Here is a 19,484-nt window from a genome sequence, read left to right as displayed (position 1 = left end):
GGCCTATGGAAAGGCCGGGATTAGTTTGAATTTGAATTCAAATTCGATATCATCCAGTCTACTTCATCGACGACGCACCGGCGAGAAAGCAAGAGCAAACTCATGAACAAGAAACCCCTCATCGTTGGCGCCATCGTCCTGCTGGCGGCCGTCGCTTCGGCCGCCTGGTACTTCAACCGCAAGCCCGCCGACAGCGACAGCCTGGTGCTCTACGGCAACGTCGACGTGCGCCAGGTCTCGCTGGCCTTCAACGGCAGCGAGCGCATCGGCAGGCTCGAGGTGCAGGAGGGCGACCATGTGAAAGCTGGCCAGGTGCTGGGCATGCTGGACACGCGCACGCTCGAGTTGCGCGCGGCCCAGGCGCAGGCGCAGATCGGCGTGCAGCAGCAGGCGCTGCAGCGCCTGAAGACCGGCAGCCGCCCCGAGGAAGTGGCGCAGGCCCGCGCCGGCGTGTCGGCCGCCCAGGCCGATGCCGAGCTCGCGCGCCAGCAGCTCGACCGGTTGCAGGGCATCCGCCAGACCACGGCCGGCCGCGCGGTGAGCCAGCAGGACCTCGACAGCGCGCAGGCCCGGCTGAAGGTGGCGCAGGCGCAGCTCGAGAATGCGCGCAAGGCGCAGCAGCTGGTCGTGACCGGGCCGCGCAAGGAAGACATCGCGCAGGCCCAGGCCCAGCTCGAAGTGGCGCGTGCCGAACTCGCACTGCTCAACCACCAGCTCGCGCAGGCCGAGCTCAAGGCGCCCATCGATGCCGTGGTGCGCGCGCGCCTGATGGAGCCGGGCGACATGGCCTCGCCGCAGCGCCCGGTGTTCACGCTCGCGATCACCGATCCCAAGTGGGTTCGCGCCTACGTGACGGAGGTCGATCTCGGACGCATCAAGCCCGGCATGGCGGCCACGCTCACGACCGACAGCCACCCCAGCCAGCCGCTCGCCGGCAAGGTGGGCTACATCTCCTCGGTGGCCGAGTTCACGCCAAAGACCGTGCAGACCGAGGAGCTGCGCAGCAGCCTGGTCTACGAGATCCGCGTGCTGGCCGACGACAAGGAAGACCGGCTCCGGCTGGGCATGCCGGTCACGGTCCGGCTGTCGCTCGACGGCGCCAAGCTCGCGGCGGCCGGAGGCGCGCGCTGATGAACGCCGCCGCGCCGGCGCTCGCCGGGCAGGGGCTGCACAAGGGCTTCGAAGTCAAGGGCTCCAAGCTGCTGGTGCAGGCCCTCGGCGACGTGTCGCTGCAGGTTTCCGCCGGCACGCTTTGCGCGCTGGTCGGCCCCGACGGCGCGGGCAAGACCACGCTGCTGCGCCTCGCGGCCGGACTGCTGCGCGCCGACCGCGGAACGCTGCACGTGCTGGGCATCGACGTGGCGGCCGATCCGCAGGCCGTGCAGGACCGCATCAGCTACATGCCGCAGCGCTTCGGGCTCTACGAAGACCTGAGCGTGCAGGAGAACCTCGACCTCTATGCCGATCTGCACGGCGTGCCGAAGAATGTGCGGCGCGAGCGCTATGCGCGGCTGATGGAGATGACCGACCTGGGCCGTTTCACCGCGCGCCCGGCCGGCAAGCTCTCGGGCGGCATGAAGCAGAAGCTGGGCCTGGCCTGCACGCTGGTGCGCTCACCCGAACTGCTGCTGCTCGACGAGCCCACGGTCGGCGTCGATCCGCTGTCGCGGCGCGAGCTCTGGGAGATCGTGCGGCAGCTGGTCGACGACGAGCGGCTTTCCGTGATCGTGAGCACCGCCTACCTCGACGAGGCCGAACGCTGCGCCCAGGTCTTCGTGATGCACGAAGGCCGGCTGATCGCGCAGGGCGCACCGGAGCAGATCCGCGACAACGCGCGTGATCTGTGCTTCATCGCCAGGCCGCCCGAGGGTGTGCCGGCGCGCAGGCTGCAGGCGAAGCTCTTGGATGCGCCGGCGTCGATCGTCGATGCCGTGCCGCAAGGCGGCGAGGTGCGCTTCATCCGCCGGCCCGATGCCGACGAGCAGGCGCTGGCCGCGCTGTTCGACGGCGCGCCCGTCGAGCCGGTGCCGGCGCGCCTGGAAGACGGCTTCATGGTGCTGCTGCGCGCGAAGCAGAAGAAGGAGAAGGAAAAGGGCGCTGCCGCGGCGCAACCGCAGATCGCGACCGTTGCCGTTGCGGGCGAGCCCGACGAGGTCGTGATCGAAGTGAAGGAGCTGGTGCGCAAGTTCGGCGACTTCACGGCTGTCGCGAGCACCAGTTTCGATGTGCGGCGCGGCGAGATCTTCGGCCTGCTCGGCCCCAACGGCGCCGGCAAGACCACCACCTTCCGCATGCTCTGCGGCCTGCTGCCCGCGACCAGCGGCTTCCTGCAGGTGGCGGGCGTCAATCTGCGCCATGCGCGTGCACAGGCCCGCAGCCGGATCGGCTACGTGTCGCAGAAGTTCGCGCTCTACGGCAACCTCACCGTCGCCGAGAACCTCGAGTTCTTCGGCGGCGCCTACGGCTTGCGCGGGCAGCGCCTGCGGGATCGCATGCAGACGGTGCTGCAGCAGTTCGACCTGCTGGGCCAGGAGAAGGCCACCAGCGGACTCCTGCCCGGTGGCTTCAAGCAGCGCCTGGCCATGGCCACGGGCCTCTTGCACGAGCCCGAGATCCTGTTTCTCGACGAACCGACCAGCGGCACCGATCCGCTGGCGCGGCGTGAGTTCTGGCGCCGCATCACCGCGCTGTCCGAAGCCGGCGTGACGGTCATCATCACCACCCACTTCATGGAGGAGGCCGAGTACTGCGACCGCATCGTGATCCAGGACGCCGGCAAGCTGCTGGCCATCGGCACGCCGCAAGAGGTGCGGGTGCAGGCGGGCAGCGCGCCGGACATGGAAGAGGCTTTCATCGGCATCGTCACGCAGTCACGCGAGGCAAGGGCATGAGCGGTTTCTGGCGCCGACTCATCGCACTCACGCGCAAGGAAACGCGGCAGCTCGTGCGCGATCCGAGCAGCATCGCCATCGGCATCCTGCTGCCGATCATCCTGATCCTGATCTTCGGCTTCGGCCTCTCGCTCGACGTCAAGAACGCGCCGCTCGCGGTGGTGATGGAGGACAGCTCGCCCGCGGCCGCCGACGCGGTGGCCGGCCTGCAGCTCACGCCCTACATCGCGCCCGTCATGCTGAGCTCGATGCGCGAGGCCGAGCTGCTGATGCGCGAGCGCCGGGTCGACGGCATCGTGCGCGTGCCCGGCGACTTCTCGCGCCGTCTCGCGGCCGGCGATGCGCGCATCCAGGTCATCGTGCACGGCGCCGATGCGGGCCGCGCCAGCATCGTGCTGCGCTACGCCACGGCCGCGCTCGGGGGCAACGCACAGCGGCAAGCCGACCGCGGACAACCCGGCACCGGCATCGGCGCGGTCAGCATCGAGCAGCGCATGTGGTTCAACAGCGCCAACACCAGCACCTGGTACCTGGTGCCGGGCCTGATCGTGCTGATCATGACGCTGGTCGGCGCCTTCCTCACTGCGCTGGTGATGGCGCGTGAGTGGGAGCGCGGCACGCTGGAGGCGCTGTTCGTCACGCCGGTGCGGCCGGTCGAGATCCTGCTGGCGAAGATCATTCCCTACTTCGGCATCGGCATGGTCGGGCTCGCGCTGTGCCTGGTCGCCGCGCGCTTCCTGTTCGAGGTGCCGATGGTCGGCTCGCTCGCGCTGCTGATCCTCGCCGCCATGCTCTACATGCTGGTCGCGGTCGGCATCGGGCTGGTCATCTCCTCGGTCACGCGCAACCAGTTCCTCGCGAGCCAGGTCGCGCTGCTCGCGAGCTTCCTGCCCTCGCTGATGCTCTCGGGCTTTCTGTTCGACCTGCGCAACGTGCCGACGGCGGTGCGCATCGTGGGCCAGGCGCTGCCGGCCACCTACTTCATGGAGCTGATCCGCACGCTCTTCCTCGCCGGCGACGTCTGGCCGCTGGTGCTGCGCAACTGCGCGATCCTGGTTGTCTATGCCGTGCTGCTGCTCGGCCTGGCGTGCTTCGTCACGCGCAAACAACTCGACTGAAGGCTTCGCCATGCACGGTTCGTTCATCGCGCTACTGCTCCGTATCGTCAACCTCTGCCGCAAGGAGTTCCTGGCGATCCTGAAGGACCCGTCCAGCCGCGCCATCCTGGTCGTGCCTGCGCTCATGCAGAGCCTGCTGTTCGGCTACGCGGCCACCTACGACCTGAGCAACGTCGACTACGCGCTGCTCGACCAGAGCAGGAGCGGCGCCTCGACGGCGCTGGTCGCGAAGCTCGACGGCACCGGCGTCTTCCGCCGCGCCGCGACGCTCGCCACCCAGGCCGACATCGCGCGCGTGATCGATGCGCAGCAGGCGCTGCTGGTGCTCCAGATCGGCCCGCAGTTCGAAGAGCAGCTGCAGGCCGGCGAGAGCGCGCCAATCCAGCTCGTCATCGATGCCCGCAACTCCAACACGGCGGGCTCTGCCGGCGGCTACATCGCTTCCGTGGTCGCGGACTTCAACGACGAGTGGCGGCTGCAGCACGGCGGCGCGAAGGCGCCGGTGAGCATCGCCTCGCGCGCCTGGTACAACCCGAATCTCGAGACGCGCTGGAACCTGATGCCCGGCATGATCGCCGCGCTCAGCATGCTGCAGACGCTGCTGCTGACGGCCCTGTCGGTGGCGCGCGAACGCGAGCAGGGCACCTTCGACCAACTGCTGGTCACGCCGCTGTCGCCGATGGAGATCATGGTCGGCAAGGCGGTGCCGCCGGTGCTGATCGGGCTCGTGCAGTCCACCATCGTGCTCTTGGTCACGCTCCTGTGGTTCAAGGTGCCGATGGCCGGCTCCTTCGTCACGCTCTACACCGGCCTCGCCTGCTTCACCATTGCAAGCGTGGGCATCGGGCTGTCGATCTCGGCGGTGTCGGCCAGCATGCAGCAGGCCATGCTCTACACCTTCGTGCTGATCATGCCGCTGATGCTGCTGTCGGGCCTGGTCACGCCGGTGCGCAACATGCCGGAGGTGCTGCAGATCGCGACGCTGGCGAATCCGCTGCGTTTCGCCATCGACCTGGTGCAGCGCGTCTACCTCGAGGGCGTGGGCCTCTTGACCGTCTGGCACAACCTCATTCCGCTGCTCGTCATCGCGGTCATCACGCTGCCGCTCGCCGCCTGGCTTTTCCGCAACCGTCTTGTCTGAAACGGAACGCGACATGAAGAACTCGCAACACCTTCGCTTTTCCCGTCTGCTGACGGTGCTCGCGGCGCTGATGCTCGCCGGCTGCGCCGTCGGGCCCGATTTCAAGGCCCCGATGCCCGAGGCGCCCGCCGACTTCTCGGCCTGGCATGGCGGTTCGCCGGAACTGGCCGACCCGCAGCTTCGAAGCACGGCGAGCATGCCGATCGGCTGGTCCGTTTTCGCCGACCCGGTGCTCGACGCGCTGCAGGCCAAGGCGCTCGCCACCAACCACGATCTGCAGACGGCAGCGCTGCGCTTCGCGCAAAGCCGAACGCAAAGGCAAGCGGCGGAGGCCCAGCGCGGCCCGCAGCTCAACGCCAGCGCGGCGGCGACGCGCCAGCGGCAGAGCGAGTTCGGTTCGGGCACGCGCCTGATCGACGCGCTCAATCCTTCGAACCGCGAGGAGCTGATCGGCGTGCTGAGCGAACCGCACAACCTCTACCAGGCCGGCTTCGATGCCGCCTGGGAGCTCGATCTCTGGGGCCGCGTGCGGCGCTCGATCGAGGCCGCCGATGCCAACCTCGCGGCCTCACAGGCGATGCTGGCGCAGGTGCAACTGAGCGTGCAGTCCGAGCTGGCGCGCAACTACTTCGAGCTGCGCACCGCGCAGCGCCAGCTGCGCATCGCGCGCGCCGAGATCGCCGCGGCCGAGGAGACGCTCGAGCTGGTCAAGGCGCGCGCCGACGGCGGCCTTACGACCGACCTCGACGTGACGCGCCAGCGCGCGCAAACGGCCGATCTGCGCGCGCGGCTGCCGCAATTGCTGGCGCAGGAGGCACAGGCCATCAACCAGATCACGCTGCTGGTCGGCGAACGGCCCGGCGCGCTCCAAGCGCAGTTGACCGAGCGCGCCGATGCGCGGGCGAGCGCATTGCCCGATCTCTCGCCCGGCCTGCCCTCGGAAGCAGCGCTGCGCCGGCCCGACATCCAGCGCGCGCAGGCGCAACTGCATGCGGCCACCGCCAGCATCGGCGTCGCCGTCGCCGACCTGTACCCGCGCATCACGCTGGGCGCGAACTTCGGCTTCGAATCGGTGGGAAGCCGCAGCTTCGGCGAATGGGGCAGCCGGCAGTGGGCGATCGGCCCGAGCTTGCAGCTGCCGATCTTCGACGGCGGCCGGCGTCGCAGCACCGTGACCCTGCGCGAGCTGCAGCAGCAGGAGGCCGCGGTGGCCTGGCAGCAGACGGTGCTGAAGGCCTGGCACGAGATCGACGATGCCTTGAGCGCCTACACGGCAGACCGGCAGCGCCATCTGCAATTGGTGGAGAAGGAGCGCCACAGCCGCGACGCCTGGGAATTGGCGCGCGTGCGCTACGACAACGGCTTGACCGATTTCCTGGTCCAGCTCGATGCCCAGCGCACGCTGCTGCAGGCGCAGCGCGACGAGGTCGCCAGCAGCGGGCGGCTGGCGCTGGACCTCGTGATGCTGACCAAGGCCCTCGGCGGGGCGGCGCACTAGGCCCTCCGGGCGGCCTCGCGCGTCTCGGCGAAAGCGCTGCGGCCCAGCCAGCGCCACAGGTCGCGCGCATCGCGCGCGGTGCCCGTGACGCGCAACCGGCGTTCGCGGATCAGGTCGTCGGCGTCCCGGTCACCGGTCCAGACTTCGGTCAGTGCCAGCACCGTCGATTCGACGATCAGCGTGGCGTCCTCGCCGGGATCGTCGCGGCACAGGTCGGCGCTGCCCTTGTCCACCACCAGCCACCAGCGGCGCTCGCCCTCGGGCGCATCGGTGAAGCGGAAGTGGACGACGATGCAGCGCCCGCGCGGGCAATCGTCGGGCCGCACGAAGCGGCGGATGTCCCACATCAGAAAGCCGGCATCGAGCTGGCCGCGCTTCAGGCGGCTGCCGATCCAGCGTGCGCCCCAGTGGCCGAGCGCCATCACGATCGGCCGCAACTCCTCGCCGGCACCGGTGAGGTGGTACTCCGCCGACACGCCGGTGCCCTGCACGCGCTTGACGACGCCGACCTCCTCGAGCTTGCGCAGCCGCTGCGCGAGCAGCGAGCCCGACATGCGCGGCACGCCGCGCCGGATGTCGTTGAAGCGGGTGCTGCCGCACATCAGCTCGCGCACGACCAAGGGCGTCCAGCGCTCGCAGAGCACTTCGGCGCCGCGCGCGACGGTGCAGAACTGGCCGTAGTCGATCATGGAGCGAATCTATTCCTCTCGCCCCGGCAAGGCCAGTTCTAATTCTGGACTGGCGCGCAGGGCCACGCGCAGCGATGCTTCGTGCACCTTCTTTCCTCTGGAGACGCACCATGAACACCGTTCTGCAGCCGGCATTCGATGCCGCCGCCTTCAAGACCACGACACGCGCGCAGTGGCAGGCCGCCGCCGAGGCCTGGCACCGCTGGGGCCCCTTCCTCGGCGACTGGCTCGGCGAGGCGACCGAGACCATGTTCGACCTGGCCCGCATCGGCCCGGGATCCCGCGTGCTCGACATCGCCGCGGGCGCAGGCGAACAGTCGATCTCGGCAGCACGGCGCGTGGGCGAGAGCGGCCATGTGCTGGCCACCGACATTGCGCCCGCCTTGCTTGAACGCGCGGCGGCCGACGCCAAGGAAGCCGGGCTCTCCAACGTCGAAACGCGCGAGCTCGACGGCGAGGCGCTCGACGTGCTGCCCGCCGGCTCCTTCGACGCCGCGATCAGCCGCGTCGGCCTGATCTACTTTCCCGACCAGCAGCGCGCGCTCGCGGGCATGTGCCGCGCGTTGCGGCCGGGCGGGCGCGTGGCGGCCATCGTCTACTCGACACCCGAGCGCAATGCCTTCTTCTCCATTCCCGTGAAGATCATCCGCGAGCGCGCCAAGCTGCCACCGCCGCTGCCTGGCCAGCCGGGCCCGTTCTCGCTCGGTGCCGAGGGCGTGCTCGAAGCCGCCTTCGCCAAGGCCGGCTTGCGCGACATCGAGGTGCGCAAGGTGCCATCGCCGATCAAGCTGCCGAGTGCGGCGGAATGCGTGCGCTTCGAGCGCGAGTCCTTCGGTGCCTTGCACCAGATGATGGTGGGCCTGAGCGAGACCGAGCGCGCGCAGGCCTGGCAAGCCATCGAGGAAGCCTTGCGCGCCTTCGAAACCGGCGATGGCTTCGTCGGGCCGTGCGAGATGCTGGTGGGCGCAGGAACGGTCTAGCTGCTCAGCGCGAGGCCGTCAGCTCCCCGTTCGGCCGGGTCGTCATGTAGGCCAGCGTGCTGCCCACCAGGGCGCGCACGCCTAGGCGCAAGGCCTTCTCGTCGATCACGAACTCGGACGAATGGTTGGGCGCGCCCGGCCTGTCGCCGAAGGGCGAGGCATTCAGGTTCCAGAACACCACCGGCCGGTTCTTGCCGAAGGAGCCGAAGTCCTCCGAGCCCATGCGCGGCCCGATCTCGCGCGCCTGCGCGCCGGGGCCGGCCGCCGCCTCCAGCGCGTTCACCACCACCTGGGTGGCGCCCGGGTCGCTCACCAGCACCTCGTAGCCGGTGTCGATCTCCACTTTGGCCGTCAGGCCGTGCTGCTCGGCGATCTTCTGCGCCTTCAGGCGGATGTTCTCGTGCGCCACCTTCTGGTTCTTGGCCGACAGCGAACGCACCGTGCCGGCCACTTCCGCGGTGTCGGGCAGGATGTTCACGCGGTTGCCGCTCTGCAGCATGCCCACGGTGACCACGGTGGGGCCGTCCAGCGGGTCGATGCGATGGCTCACGATGTTCTGCAGTGCCAGAACGATCTCGGCCGCCGCCACCGTCGGCTCCTTCGCGGTCCAGGGCGAGGAGCCGTGGCCGCCTTGTCCCTTGAGCGAGATCTTGAACACGTCGCCGCTCGCCATCAGGCTGCCGCGCCGGTAGCCGATGCCCAGCGGGCCGCCGGCGTTGATGTGCTGGCCCATCACCACATCCACCTTCGGGTTGTCCAGAACGCCCGCCTGCACCATCGCGGGCGCGCCGCTGAGCACCGGGCCGGGGCCCTGCTCCTCGGCCGGCTGGAACAGGAAGACCACCGTGCCTGGCAGTTCGGCACGCATGCTCCACAGCGCCTGCGCCGCGCCCAGCAACATCGCGACGTGGGTGTCGTGGCCGCAGGCATGCGAGACCGGCACTTCCTTGCCCAGCCAGTCGCCCTTGGCGGTGGACTTGAAGGGCAGGTCGTTGCGTTCCTCCACCGGCAGCGCGTCCATGTCGGCGCGCAGGGCCACCACCGGTCCGGGCTTGCCGCCGAGCAGCACGGCCTTGATGCCGGTCTTGGCGATGCCGGTCTGCACCTCGATGCCCGGCATCCGGGCCAGCGCCTCGGCCACGTAGGCAGCGGTGCGTTTCTCCTGGAACGACAGCTCGGGGTTCTGGTGGATGTGGCGCCGCCACGCGATCACCTGCGCCTCGGTGGCGTCGGCCAGGGACAGTCCGCGCTGCTGCAGCGCGTCAGGGGCCGCGGCGGTGCCGCTTTGGGCCTGGGCGTTCAGGCTCAACAGGCTGGCGGCGGCCAGGGTGGCGAGGGAATGCAGACGCTTCATGCAGGTTCTCTGGAATGGTTCGAAGAGGAGGAGGGGAATGGCCGCCCAAGGCCATGGGGCCGCCGGGTCCGCGCGACGGTAGTGCATGCCGGGATAAAAGAAAAGACACGGGATTCTTGCAAGCGATCAAAATTCTTGTTCACCATCGTTCCAACCAACCGATGCCTTCCCCGATGAACCTGCGACACCTGGAGATCTTCCGCCGCGTGGCCGAGGCCGGCGGCATCCGTGCCGCGGCGCGCGATGCTGCGCTGACGCAGCCGGCCATGACCTACGCGATCCGCGAGCTGGAGCGCACGGTCGGCGTTGCGCTGTTCGTGCGCAGTGCCCGGGGCGTCGTGCCGACCGAGATCGGCCAGGCCCTGCTGCGGCGCGCCGCGGTGCTGTTCGACGAGGTCCGGCGCACCGAGGACGAGATTGCGCAGCTGCGCGACGGCGGCGGCCACCTGCGCGCCGCGTTCAGCTCGCTGGCGGCGGCACGGCTGCTGCCCGATGCGCTGCTGGCCTTCCGCCGGCGCTGCCCCGGCGTCGCGCTGGAGCTGGTGGAGATCACCAGTCCCGAGGCGACCGGCCCGGGATCGGGCCACGACCTGGCGGTGCTGAGCGAGCTGGAGGGGACGGCGGAAAAGGACGGCCTGGAGCGCGAGGTGCTGCTGCAGGCCCCGCTGGCGGCCATCGCGCGCGCCGGCCATCCGCTGGCGCGGGTGCGCACCCTGCGCCGTCTGGCCGAAGCGCTGTGGGCGGTTCCGGCCTACGGCGTGCAAGCCCTGCAGCAGGCCGGGCTCGCGGCCCCGCGCAACACCGTGGTGTGCCAGTCGATCCAGTTCGGCCTTTCGCTGGTGCGCAACGCCGACGCGCTGACCCTGGTCGCCGCGTCGCTGGCGGAGGACCCCGTCGCCTCCCGCGGCCTGGTGCGCCTGCGCCTGGCGGAGCCGCTGCCGCGCGTGCAGGTGTCGGTGCGCCTGCAGGCCTGGTCGCGGCTGACGCCGGCGGCGCGGGCCTTCGTCGAGTGCCTGCGCGAGGCCGCGGCCGGCCCGGCGCGTCGGCGGCGCGCGCCGGGCTGACGCGTTCGACGAACGAGATCCGGCCTGGATCCGACCTTCGTCAGGACCGGCGGTCTCGAGGCGCGGGCAACGATGCGCCCGCAACCGACGTCGGCGCCTGGCTCGAAGCCGCGAGATGCTGCAGCAGCAGGCCGGCTGCGGGCGACAGCTGCTCGCCGGTCTTGGTCGCCATCAGCAGCCGCCGCACCGCCCACGCGTCCTTGAGCCGCACGACCCGCAGATCGAGCGCGCTTACCTGCGCCTTGCAAGCCGCGAAGGGCACCACGCCGATGCCGAGGTTGGCCGCGATCATGTGGCACATGGCGTCGAAGCTGCGCACCTGCACGCGCAGGCGCATCGGGATGCCGGCCTGCTCGGCGGCGCGCGAGGTCAGCTCCAGCAATGAGCTGCTGCGGTTCAGGCCGACGAATTCGTGCGCGAGACAGGTCTTGAAGTCGGCGCGCCGCGTGCGCGCCAGCGGATGCTGCTTGGCGCACAGCACGACCAGCTCGTCGGTCTGGAAGGGCGCCACGTCCAGGCCGTAGGTGGGCGTGTTCTCGGCGAACACGCCGACGTCCGCGAGGCCATCGACGAGCGCGCGGACGATGTCGCCGCTCAACTGTTCCTCGACCTCGACGCGGATGTCGGGATGCCGCTCCAGGAAGGTCGCCAGCGCCGCCGGCAGGAACTCGGTGAGCGCCGACATGTTGGCCCACAGGCGCACATGGCCGCGCACGCCGCTCGAATAGTCCTTGAGCTCGGTGCTGAACTGCTCGAAGCCCTGGAACAGCCGCATCGCATGCTGCATCGCGACGTGGCCGGCCGGCGTCAGCGCAATGCCCTGCGGGCTGCGGTCGAGCAGCTTCGAGCCGGTGGCATTCTCGAAATCCGACAGGCGCCGGCTCGCGGCCGACAAGGCGAGGTGGCAGGCCTCCGCGCCCTTGGTGATGCTGCCCGACTGGGCCACCGCGCAGAACAGGCGCAGCGTGACGAAGTCGACGCGGGCCGGATTGATGGTGCTGGCCATCGGGCCATTCTAGGCCGGGGCTTCGCGTTTCGCGAAGGGGTGCTGCCGTCATGGCAATTCCGCGAATCGTGATGTTTTTCTACAGTGCAGCCATCGAACAGCAAAGAGAGACAAGCAAGCCATGAATGCACTCGAAGGCCTCAAGGTCCTGGAGCTCGGCCAACTCATTGCCGGCCCCTTCGCCGGCAAGACGCTGGCCGAATTCGGCGCCGACGTGATCAAGGTCGAACCGGCCGAGGTCGGCGATCCGCTGCGCAAGTGGCGCATGCTGCGCGACGGCAGCTCGGTGTGGTGGGAGGTGCAGTCGCGCAACAAGCGCTCGGTCTGCCTGGACCTGCGCAGCGAAGAGGGGCAGGAAGCGGCCCGCGCGCTGGCGCTCGAAGCCGACGTGCTGATCGAGAACTTCAAGCCCGGCACGCTGGAAGGCTGGGGCCTCGGCTGGGAGCAGCTGCATGCGCTCAACCCACGCCTCATCATGCTGCGCATCTCGGGCTACGGCCAGACCGGCCCCTACCGCGACAAGCCGGGCTTCGGTGTGCTCGGCGAATCGATGGGCGGGCTGCGCTACCTGAGCGGCGAACCGGGCCGCGTGCCGGTGCGGGTGGGCATCTCGCTCGGCGACACGCTCGCGGCGCTGCACGGCGTGATCGGCGTGCTGACCGCGCTGCACCACCGCACGGCCCACGGCGGCGAGGGCCAGTTCATCGACGTGGCGCTCTACGAGTCGGTCTTCAACGTGATGGAAAGCCTGGTGCCCGAGTACGACGCCTTCGGCGCCGTGCGCGAGCGCGCCGGCAGCGCGCTGCCCGGCATCGCGCCGACCAACGCCTACCGCTGCAACGACGGCCACTACGTGCTGGTCGCCGGCAATGGCGACAGCATCTTCCGCCGCCTGATGCGTGCCATCGGCCGGCCGGACCTCGAGGAAGACCCGGCCCTGCGCCACAACGACGGCCGCGTACAGCAGGCCGAGGCGCTCGATGCCGCCATCGAGGCCTGGACCAGCCGGCGCAGCCGCGACGAGGCGCTCGCGGCGCTCGATGCGGCCGGCGTGCCGGTCGGTCGCATCTACTCGGTGGCCGACATCGCGACCGACCCGCAGTACCTGGCGCGCGAAATGATCGTCGAGGCCCCCACCTCCGACGGCCGCACGCTCAAGGTGCCGGGCGTGGTGCCCAAGCTCAGCGCGACGCCGGGCCGCATCGCGTACCCCGCGCCGCGGCTCGGTGAACACGACGACGACCTGCGCTCGGGCGGCTGGCCCGCGCGTTCACGCTGAAGGAGCAAGAACATGAACACCGGCAACGGCACGCGCCTCCTCGTCAACGAGGTCGCCACGCGCGACGGCTTCCAGATGGAAAGCCGCTTTATTCCTACGGAAGACAAGATCGCGCTGGTCGATCGGCTCAGCGGCCTCGGCTACGCGAAGATCGAGGTCACTTCATTCACTTCGCCCAAGGCCATTCCCGCCCTGCGCGACGGCGAGGAGGTGATGATGCGCATCGCGCGCCAACCTGGCGTGGTCTACACCGCGCTGGTGCCCAACCTGCGCGGCGCCGAGCGTGCGCTCGACAGCCACGTCGACGAGTTCAACATCGTCATGTCGGCGAGCGAAAGCCACAACCTCAGCAATCTGCGCATGACGCGCGAGCAGTCCTTCTCGCAGCTGTCGGAGGTGATCGCGCTGGCGCGGCAGGCCGCGGTGCCGGTCAACGTGTCGCTGTCCTGCGTGTTCGGCTGCCCCATGGAAGGCGAGGTGGCGCTTTCCACGGTGCTGGGCTGGATCGAGCGCTTCGCCGCGCTGAACGTGCGCGGCATCACCCTGTGCGACACGACCGGCATGGCTTATCCCACCCAGGTGCAGGCCGTCTGCGCCGCCGCGTCGGAGCGCTTCCCGGCGCTGGACTTCACCGCGCATTTCCACAACACGCGCGGCATGGGGCTCGTCAACACCGTGGCGGCAGTCGAGGCGGGCATCCGCCGCCTCGACATGTCGCTCGGCGGCATCGGCGGCTGCCCCTATGCGCCGGGTGCGACCGGCAACGTCGCGACCGAGGACGTGGTCCACATGTTGCAGTGCATGGGCTACGACACCGGAATGGACCTCGACGGCCTGATCGGCGCCGCGGCGCAGCTCGAAGACCTGGTGCAGCACGATCTGTCGAGCCAGGTGTCGCGCGCCGGCCATCGCCTGACGCGGCATGCGCCGCCGGCGGATTTCGAGGACATCGTTGCGCGCGCGAAGGCGCGCGAAGAAAAGGAGCAAGCATGATCGACCATCTGGACCACCTGGTGCTCACCACCGCCAACGAGGAAGCCTGCGTGCGCTTCTATGTCGAGGTGATGGGGATGTCGCTCGAGACCTTCGGCGGCGGCCGCAAGGCCTTTCGCTTCGGCAACCAGAAGATCAACCTGCATCTGAAGGGGCACGAGTTCGAGCCCAAGGCAGAGGTGCCGATGCCGGGCGCGCTGGACCTGTGCTTCATCGCCGCGGTGCCGCTCGACGCAGTCATCGCACGTCTGAACGAGAAGCAGGTGCCGATCCTCGAAGGGCCGGTGATGCGCACCGGCGCCACTTCGCGCATCCGCTCCGTCTACCTGCGCGACCCCGACCTGAATCTCATCGAGATCTCGGAGCTCGCGCCCTGAAGGGCCGAGCGCCGCGACACGTTCACACACTACAGGAGACAAACATGAAACCTCTTCGCTGCCTTCTCGCAGCCTGCCTTGCCTTGGCCGCCGCCGCATCGCACGCCGACACCTGGCCCTCGAAGCCGATCACCATGATCGTGCCGACCGCGCCCGCCGGCTCCACCGACATCATGGCGCGCATGGTCGCCGATCCGCTGCAGCGCGCGCTGGGCCAGCCGGTGGTGGTCGACAACAAGCCGGGCGCCAGCGGCAACATCGGCGCCGAGGCCGTGGCCCGCGCCGCGCCCGACGGCTACACGCTCCTGATGCAGTACTCCGGCTACCACGTCGGCAACCCTTCGCTGTTCCAGCAGATCAAGTGGAGCCCGACCAAGGACTTCGTTCCGGTCGCGCTGGTGATGCGCGCGCCGCACGTGGTGGCCGTCAGCGGCAAGCTGCCGGTGAACTCGATGAAGGAGCTCGTCGAGTACGGCCAGAAGAAGGGCGGCGGCGGCCTTTTCTATGCCTCCTCGGGCAACGGCTCGATCCAGCACATCGCGGGCGAACTGCTGTCGCGCCAGGCCAAGCAGCCGATGACCCACGTGCCCTACAAGGGCTCGGGTCCGGCGATCAACGACCTGATCGCGGGCAACGTCGACATGTTCATCACCACGCCGCCTTCGGTCATCGGCCACATCGCGAGCGGAAAGCTCAAGGCGCTGGCCTACACCGGCAGCAAGCGGCATCCCTCGATGCCCAATGTGCCGACCTCGGCCGAGGCGGGCTTCCCGGGCTACGAGGTCGAGTCGTGGTTCGCCGTCTTCGCGCCGGCCAAGACGCCGCCCGAGACCGTCGCCAGGCTCAGCACCGAGATTCGCAAGATCGTCGAAAGCGAAGCCTTCCGCAAGAAGGTCGACGACCAGGGCGCCTTCGCGGTCTACATGGACCCGCCGGCGCTCGGCAAGTTCGTCGACCAGGAACTGGCCCTGTGGTCGCGCGTGATCAAGGCGGCCGACATCAAGGCGGACTGAGCAGCAGGCGAAGAAGCTCGCTCGCGACATCTCCTTGGCCGGAGCGCTCAGTGGAGCGGCAGGTCTTTGTACGGGCTGCGCGGGTCGCTGAACAGCATCGCATTCGTGCGCACCAGCGCTTCCTGCCGTGCTTCCGAATAGTTCCAGATCAGGCCGGCTGCCACATAGGCAGCGCTGACCTGGGCCCAGTTGCCGTAGGCGGCGCGCACCGGCCCGGCCAGCCCGGAGGCAAAGCCCGTGAACTCGCCGCGGTCGATGTAGCCCAGGTCCACCGCCCAGCGCGACAGGCTGGCCAGCCGCACGGCGTCCCATGCGACCAGGTCGGTGATCTCCGCGGGCTGTACCCCCAGCGGCTTGCGCAGATCGTCCATCCAGTCACTGTAGGAACCCATCAAGGTGGCGATGTCGGCGACGCTCTTGCCGGTCTGGCTGGCAAAGGCCTCGTAGTCCAGCTCGCCCCGCAGTTTCAGCATGAACAGGCCGGGGAAGACCAGCGAGGCCACGGAGCGCAGCAGCAGAGGGGCGGACCGGTGGGCGGTGTCGAGCTTGACCAGGCCGTGCCACACGCCCCGGTATTTCTCGCGATGCCCCTCGTCGACGATCCAACGGGCCGTCTGCTCGAAGCTCTTGCGGTCCTGGACGCCCCACATGCCGGCGACACCTTCGCGCAGCGCCTCCGGGCTCTGGCCGGTCTCGACCGCGTTGACGAAGTTGCCGTTGAAGGCGGAGAGCGGCGCGCTCAACGCCACCAGCCATCGCTCCTCGGGCGAGCACCGGCTCTCGGTGGCGAAGTGCAGTTCGTCGTTGTCCATCAGCGCATGGCCGATCTGGTCCATCAAACCCATGGGTACTCCTGTTGCGAAGAAGTGATCGGCCGCGAGTCTATGCGCAGGACTGGCCTCTTGCCAGATCGAAAAAGGTTCACATGTCCATGGCCAACCGGCGACGCGCTCCGCGGCGCGCGTTACGGTGCGACAGGAGACTCTTGGCCGAACTTGATGAGATTGCCGTCCGGATCGATCACATAAAGCTCGTCCATGCCCCAAGCCGTGCGGACCACGCCTTGGATCGAGGGCAACTGGACACTGAGCTCCGTGTGCACAGCGGCGATGTCCGCGACGCGGATGTAGCACGAGGTGTTCTCAGCGATGTGCTTGTCGTCGCAGGCCCAGAAGTGCAACTCCGTTTCGCCGCGCATTGCCATGCCATAGGAAAAGTCCTCGAAGTGCCGCGTTTGGAAGCCGAGCACGTTCTTGTAGAAATCCAAAGTGCGTGCCAGATCAAGTGAGGCGAGTACTGGGATTGCCTTGCCGAAGCTTGCTTGATTCATTGCGAGGTCCAGTTTCCTTGATGAAGCAATTGTGCAATGGCTGGTCTGGCGTCTGCTGAAGTCCGGGCGCGTCGCCAAGTCCTACACGGAGATCCCATCGACGACGGCGCGACCATGAAGCGCAGCAGCTATGCTCGAATGCCAACGATAGAAGGACCACGCCATGAAGAAGCTAGTCGCTGCACTTCTCGCAACAGCCATGCTCGGGGGCTGCGCTGTCTACCCCGACGGTCCGGGATATCCCGGTGGCGGATACGGGAAGCAATGCCCGCCGGGACAGGCAAAAAAGGGCAACTGCTAATCCTGGTTTCGCTCTCGGCCTGGCGCGCACGAATGGCCAAGGGCAACCTGCCCTTCGGGACATCGCCAGAGTCCGGCCGACCGCCCGTGTTCCTTGGTAGCCTCTGGCCTTTCTGGCCGGGCGCACGGTAGGACGGCCCTCGGCCAGGAGCAGACGGTCGCAAGTGGATGCCGGGACACGTCTTAGGCGCTCATTTTTCAGCATGGGAGTTCTGATGCCTGTACCCAGTGACCTGCGCCCCTTTGCGTACGTGCTCGCGGTGCCCGACCTCGAGCGAAATACGGCGTACTTCCGTGATGCACTCGGCTTCAGCGTCCAGTGGGGAGGCCGGTCGGACTGGCAACTGGTTTGCAGGGGAAGTGTCAGCGTCATGCTCGGTCACTGTCCAGACGCGCTTCTGCCCTCGGCGACAGGCGACCACAGCTACTTTGCTTACCTGCATGTCGACGATGCGCAGGCGATGCACGACGAGTGGGTCGGTCGAGGGGCTATCGTGATACATCCACCCATCGACCGAGACTGGGGTATGCGTGAGTTCGCCGTCACTACGCCTGACGGACATCGACTTATGGTCGGGCAAGTGCTGCCGGCGGACTGAGGCCGATCTCTGCCGCAATAGCAGCGCCGCGCAACACCACTTCGCTGGCCGCTGGATGGCATGATGGCGAAACAAGCGAGGTACAGCCATGACTGATCACCAGACTTACTTGGGCAGCTGTCACTGCGGAAGAGTCAAGTTCGAACTGCAAGCCACGGTCGCATACGCCATGGAATGCAATTGCTCCCTTTGTCGTCGCAAGGGTGCGCTGTGGCATGGCGCGTCAGACAAGACTCTGCGTATTGTTTCAGGTGAACAGGATCTGACCCTGTACCAGTTCGGAACGTTGACCGCCAAGCACTACTCCTGCAGGCATTGCAGCATTTCGCCGTTCACTCGTCCGCGGCTGGACCCGGCTCGATGGGCCGTCAACCTCCGGTGCATCGATGCACTGGATCTCTCGTCGCTCGAGATTCGAAAATTCGACGGCGTGAACTGGGAAGAGGCTGCGCAAGCCATTTATGCGAAACCGAAATAGCGCCAAAGACGACCGTTCGCGGGCCAAGACCGGACATTCCCTCGCTCCTCCCAGTGCCAGATGACCCGTGAAATTCCAGAACTGCAGACACCGCGGCTTCGTCTTAGGGCGTGGCGAGACGAGGACCTGCCTCTTTTCGCGGAACTGAACGCTGACGAGCAGGTGAACCAGTACCTGCTCGGCCCGCTCACGCGAACGCAAAGTGACGCACTCGTCGGACGCATCACCGAGCACTTCCTCCGTGAAGGCTTTGGCTTCTGGGCGGTCGAAGCGCCAGGCGTCGCCAGCTTCATCGGAATGGTCGGCATTGCGATCCCCAGCTACACGGCACCTTTTGCACCGTGCGTCGAAGTGGGCTGGCGCTTGGGTTGCCAGTACTGGGGGCAAGGCTTCGCCACCGAGGCAGCTCGAGCAGCCCTGGAGTTCGGTTTCGAAAGCGTTGGCCTATCGGAAATCGTGGCGCTTACCGTGCCCGGCAACGCGCGTTCTCGTGCGGTGATGTCCAAGCTCGGGATGACGCGAACGGCCTCCGATGACTTCGAGCATCCACTTGTCCCTGCCGGTCACCAGCTGACAAGGCATGTCCTATATCGCTTGTCCAAAGAAGCATGGCTACGGACGCGCGGGCGCGCCGAAGAATTTGAGCGCACCGCTGCTCGAACAGGTCCGTGAGCTGCTGGTCCTGAGCATCGGCCTGTCGGCCTCGCTCCCCTGAAACTTTAGACTTCAGGCCCTGCAGCACACCGGAACGTGAATCAGCCCCCACTGCCCAGATTCGCGAGAAACGAACTCTTTCAGCGTAGGACCGAACCGCGATTTGCCGGCATGCCTGCGCTGCCGACCCTACGATAGCGCCCGGAGTCTAGTGAGAACTCCCAGGAGGTTCGGCCATGGATCATCGCGATGAGGGCCTCGAGATGGTGCCTCGCAATCTGGATGCCTGTCCTACGGGATCTTGCGCCCCGAAGGATCGAACGACGCTCGCGGCGGCGAACTTGCTTCGCCAAAGCGGTAGCGCAGACATCCCCCCTTCCATGATCGACAAGCCTTGGTCACCCGCAAACGATGCAGAAGCGCAGCAAGCGGCGCTGAGGTCCATCCTGTTCAAGCATTGGGACGTAATCAAGGCCGAAGGCATCACGGCATCGCAGTTTGTCGACTTCCTGCAGCCACTTGCCGACCTCGACGGAATCACTGTCTCGTATATTGACGGCGACGAAGATAACAACGAACGCGTGTACGACCACCGCCGCAGAGAGCCCGACGTTCACAGCCCGCGTTCGCAGGCTATCCCGTAGAAGAAGCTGTCCAAAGAAGGCGCTGAACTTCGCGCTCGACGACCAGGGTCGCGTGCTGGATCGGGAGCGACTTCCT

At 67.9% G+C, this 19,484-nt stretch carries 20 protein-coding genes; 15 read left to right on the top strand and 5 right to left on the bottom strand.

What is annotated here, in order from left to right; all coding sequences use genetic code 11:
* The first annotated feature begins 102 nt into the window (after positions 1-102).
* The 5 genes from ACSQ89_RS20650 to ACSQ89_RS20630 are packed head-to-tail and all read left to right on the top strand — an operon-like array spanning position 103 to position 6,648.
* Entirely contained in the window at positions 103-1,131 is a 1,029-nt protein-coding gene (locus tag ACSQ89_RS20650) for an HlyD family efflux transporter periplasmic adaptor subunit (protein WP_436290912.1), read from the top strand.
* Positions 1,131-2,891 carry an ATP-binding cassette domain-containing protein gene (locus tag ACSQ89_RS20645; protein WP_436290913.1) on the top strand — a complete coding sequence of 587 codons (1,761 nt, stop codon included), beginning with the start codon at positions 1,131-1,133 and terminating at the stop codon, positions 2,889-2,891. Before ACSQ89_RS20650 ends, ACSQ89_RS20645 begins: the two co-directional genes overlap by 1 nt.
* Positions 2,888-4,009 (top strand): ABC transporter permease, encoded by a 1,122-nt coding sequence (locus ACSQ89_RS20640; RefSeq protein WP_436290914.1) that lies wholly within the window; start codon positions 2,888-2,890, stop codon positions 4,007-4,009. The genes ACSQ89_RS20645 and ACSQ89_RS20640 overlap by 4 nt, the downstream gene beginning before the upstream one ends.
* 10 nt (positions 4,010-4,019) lie before the next feature.
* Positions 4,020-5,150: an ABC transporter permease gene (locus ACSQ89_RS20635; RefSeq protein ID WP_436290915.1), complete on the top strand. Its 1,131-nt coding sequence runs from the start codon at positions 4,020-4,022 to the stop codon at positions 5,148-5,150.
* Between the two features lie 13 nt (positions 5,151-5,163).
* Entirely contained in the window at positions 5,164-6,648 is a 1,485-nt protein-coding gene (locus ACSQ89_RS20630) for an efflux transporter outer membrane subunit (protein ID WP_436290916.1), read from the top strand.
* Here ACSQ89_RS20630 and ACSQ89_RS20625 read toward each other — a convergent pair.
* Entirely contained in the window at positions 6,645-7,337 is a 693-nt protein-coding gene (locus ACSQ89_RS20625; RefSeq protein ID WP_436290917.1) for a winged helix-turn-helix transcriptional regulator, read from the bottom strand. The genes ACSQ89_RS20630 and ACSQ89_RS20625 overlap by 4 nt on opposite strands.
* Before the next feature lie 110 nt (positions 7,338-7,447).
* Between ACSQ89_RS20625 and ACSQ89_RS20620 the strand changes: the two genes are divergently transcribed.
* Positions 7,448-8,317: a class I SAM-dependent methyltransferase gene (locus tag ACSQ89_RS20620; protein ID WP_436290918.1), complete on the top strand. Its 870-nt coding sequence runs from the start codon at positions 7,448-7,450 to the stop codon at positions 8,315-8,317.
* A 4-nt stretch (positions 8,318-8,321) separates the two neighbouring features.
* Here the strand turns inward: ACSQ89_RS20620 and ACSQ89_RS20615 are convergent, their stop codons facing one another.
* Positions 8,322-9,671: a M20 metallopeptidase family protein gene (locus ACSQ89_RS20615; protein ID WP_436290919.1), complete on the bottom strand. Its 1,350-nt coding sequence runs from the start codon at positions 9,669-9,671 to the stop codon at positions 8,322-8,324.
* A 173-nt stretch (positions 9,672-9,844) separates the two neighbouring features.
* On the opposite strand from ACSQ89_RS20615, the gene ACSQ89_RS20610 reads away from it, so the two are divergent.
* Entirely contained in the window at positions 9,845-10,735 is an 891-nt protein-coding gene (locus ACSQ89_RS20610; RefSeq protein WP_170855484.1) for a LysR family transcriptional regulator, read from the top strand.
* Between the two features lie 40 nt (positions 10,736-10,775).
* On the opposite strand, the gene ACSQ89_RS20605 is transcribed toward ACSQ89_RS20610, so the two are convergent.
* Positions 10,776-11,741, bottom strand: a complete 966-nt coding sequence (locus tag ACSQ89_RS20605) for a LysR substrate-binding domain-containing protein (RefSeq protein WP_436290920.1) — start codon at positions 11,739-11,741, stop codon at positions 10,776-10,778.
* Positions 11,742-11,862: 121 nt separating this feature from the next.
* On the opposite strand from ACSQ89_RS20605, the gene ACSQ89_RS20600 reads away from it, so the two are divergent.
* The 4 genes from ACSQ89_RS20600 to ACSQ89_RS20585 are packed head-to-tail and all read left to right on the top strand — an operon-like array spanning position 11,863 to position 15,403.
* Positions 11,863-13,020, top strand: a complete 1,158-nt coding sequence (locus ACSQ89_RS20600) for a CaiB/BaiF CoA transferase family protein (RefSeq protein ID WP_093102896.1) — start codon at positions 11,863-11,865, stop codon at positions 13,018-13,020.
* Positions 13,021-13,032: 12 nt separating this feature from the next.
* Complete coding sequence (locus ACSQ89_RS20595) at positions 13,033-14,013, top strand: hydroxymethylglutaryl-CoA lyase (RefSeq protein ID WP_436290921.1); 981 nt, start codon at positions 13,033-13,035, stop codon at positions 14,011-14,013.
* Complete coding sequence (locus ACSQ89_RS20590; protein WP_093102899.1) at positions 14,010-14,390, top strand: VOC family protein; 381 nt, start codon at positions 14,010-14,012, stop codon at positions 14,388-14,390. The genes ACSQ89_RS20595 and ACSQ89_RS20590 overlap by 4 nt, the downstream gene beginning before the upstream one ends.
* 44 nt (positions 14,391-14,434) lie before the next feature.
* A complete protein-coding gene (locus ACSQ89_RS20585) occupies positions 14,435-15,403 on the top strand; it encodes a Bug family tripartite tricarboxylate transporter substrate binding protein (protein ID WP_093102901.1) in 969 nt (322 codons plus the stop codon).
* A gap of 47 nt (positions 15,404-15,450) precedes the next feature.
* On the opposite strand, the gene ACSQ89_RS20580 is transcribed toward ACSQ89_RS20585, so the two are convergent.
* Together ACSQ89_RS20580 and ACSQ89_RS20575 are read right to left on the bottom strand one after the other, a co-directional pair.
* A complete protein-coding gene (locus ACSQ89_RS20580; RefSeq protein ID WP_093102902.1) occupies positions 15,451-16,248 on the bottom strand; it encodes a DUF1266 domain-containing protein in 798 nt (265 codons plus the stop codon).
* A gap of 119 nt (positions 16,249-16,367) precedes the next feature.
* Entirely contained in the window at positions 16,368-16,733 is a 366-nt protein-coding gene (locus ACSQ89_RS20575) for a bleomycin resistance protein (RefSeq protein ID WP_436290922.1), read from the bottom strand.
* A 515-nt stretch (positions 16,734-17,248) separates the two neighbouring features.
* Here ACSQ89_RS20575 and ACSQ89_RS20570 point away from each other — a divergent pair.
* The 4 genes from ACSQ89_RS20570 (at position 17,249) to ACSQ89_RS20555 (ending at position 19,408) form a co-directional block, all read left to right on the top strand.
* Positions 17,249-17,632: a VOC family protein gene (locus ACSQ89_RS20570; protein WP_093102905.1), complete on the top strand. Its 384-nt coding sequence runs from the start codon at positions 17,249-17,251 to the stop codon at positions 17,630-17,632.
* 88 nt (positions 17,633-17,720) lie between these two features.
* A complete protein-coding gene (locus ACSQ89_RS20565) occupies positions 17,721-18,110 on the top strand; it encodes a GFA family protein (protein ID WP_436290923.1) in 390 nt (129 codons plus the stop codon).
* A 60-nt stretch (positions 18,111-18,170) separates the two neighbouring features.
* Complete coding sequence (locus ACSQ89_RS20560; protein ID WP_436290924.1) at positions 18,171-18,782, top strand: GNAT family N-acetyltransferase; 612 nt, start codon at positions 18,171-18,173, stop codon at positions 18,780-18,782.
* Between the two features lie 218 nt (positions 18,783-19,000).
* On the top strand, positions 19,001-19,408 hold the full coding sequence (locus tag ACSQ89_RS20555; protein WP_436290925.1) for a hypothetical protein: 408 nt from the start codon (positions 19,001-19,003) through the stop codon (positions 19,406-19,408).
* The last annotated feature ends 76 nt before the right edge of the window (positions 19,409-19,484 follow it).

This window comes from Variovorax sp. LjRoot175, assembly GCF_964253805.1.
GTDB lineage: Bacteria > Pseudomonadota > Gammaproteobacteria > Burkholderiales > Burkholderiaceae_C > Variovorax.
Note: the sequence above shows the minus strand (reverse complement) of the source record. Positions and strands in the feature narration are given on the sequence as shown.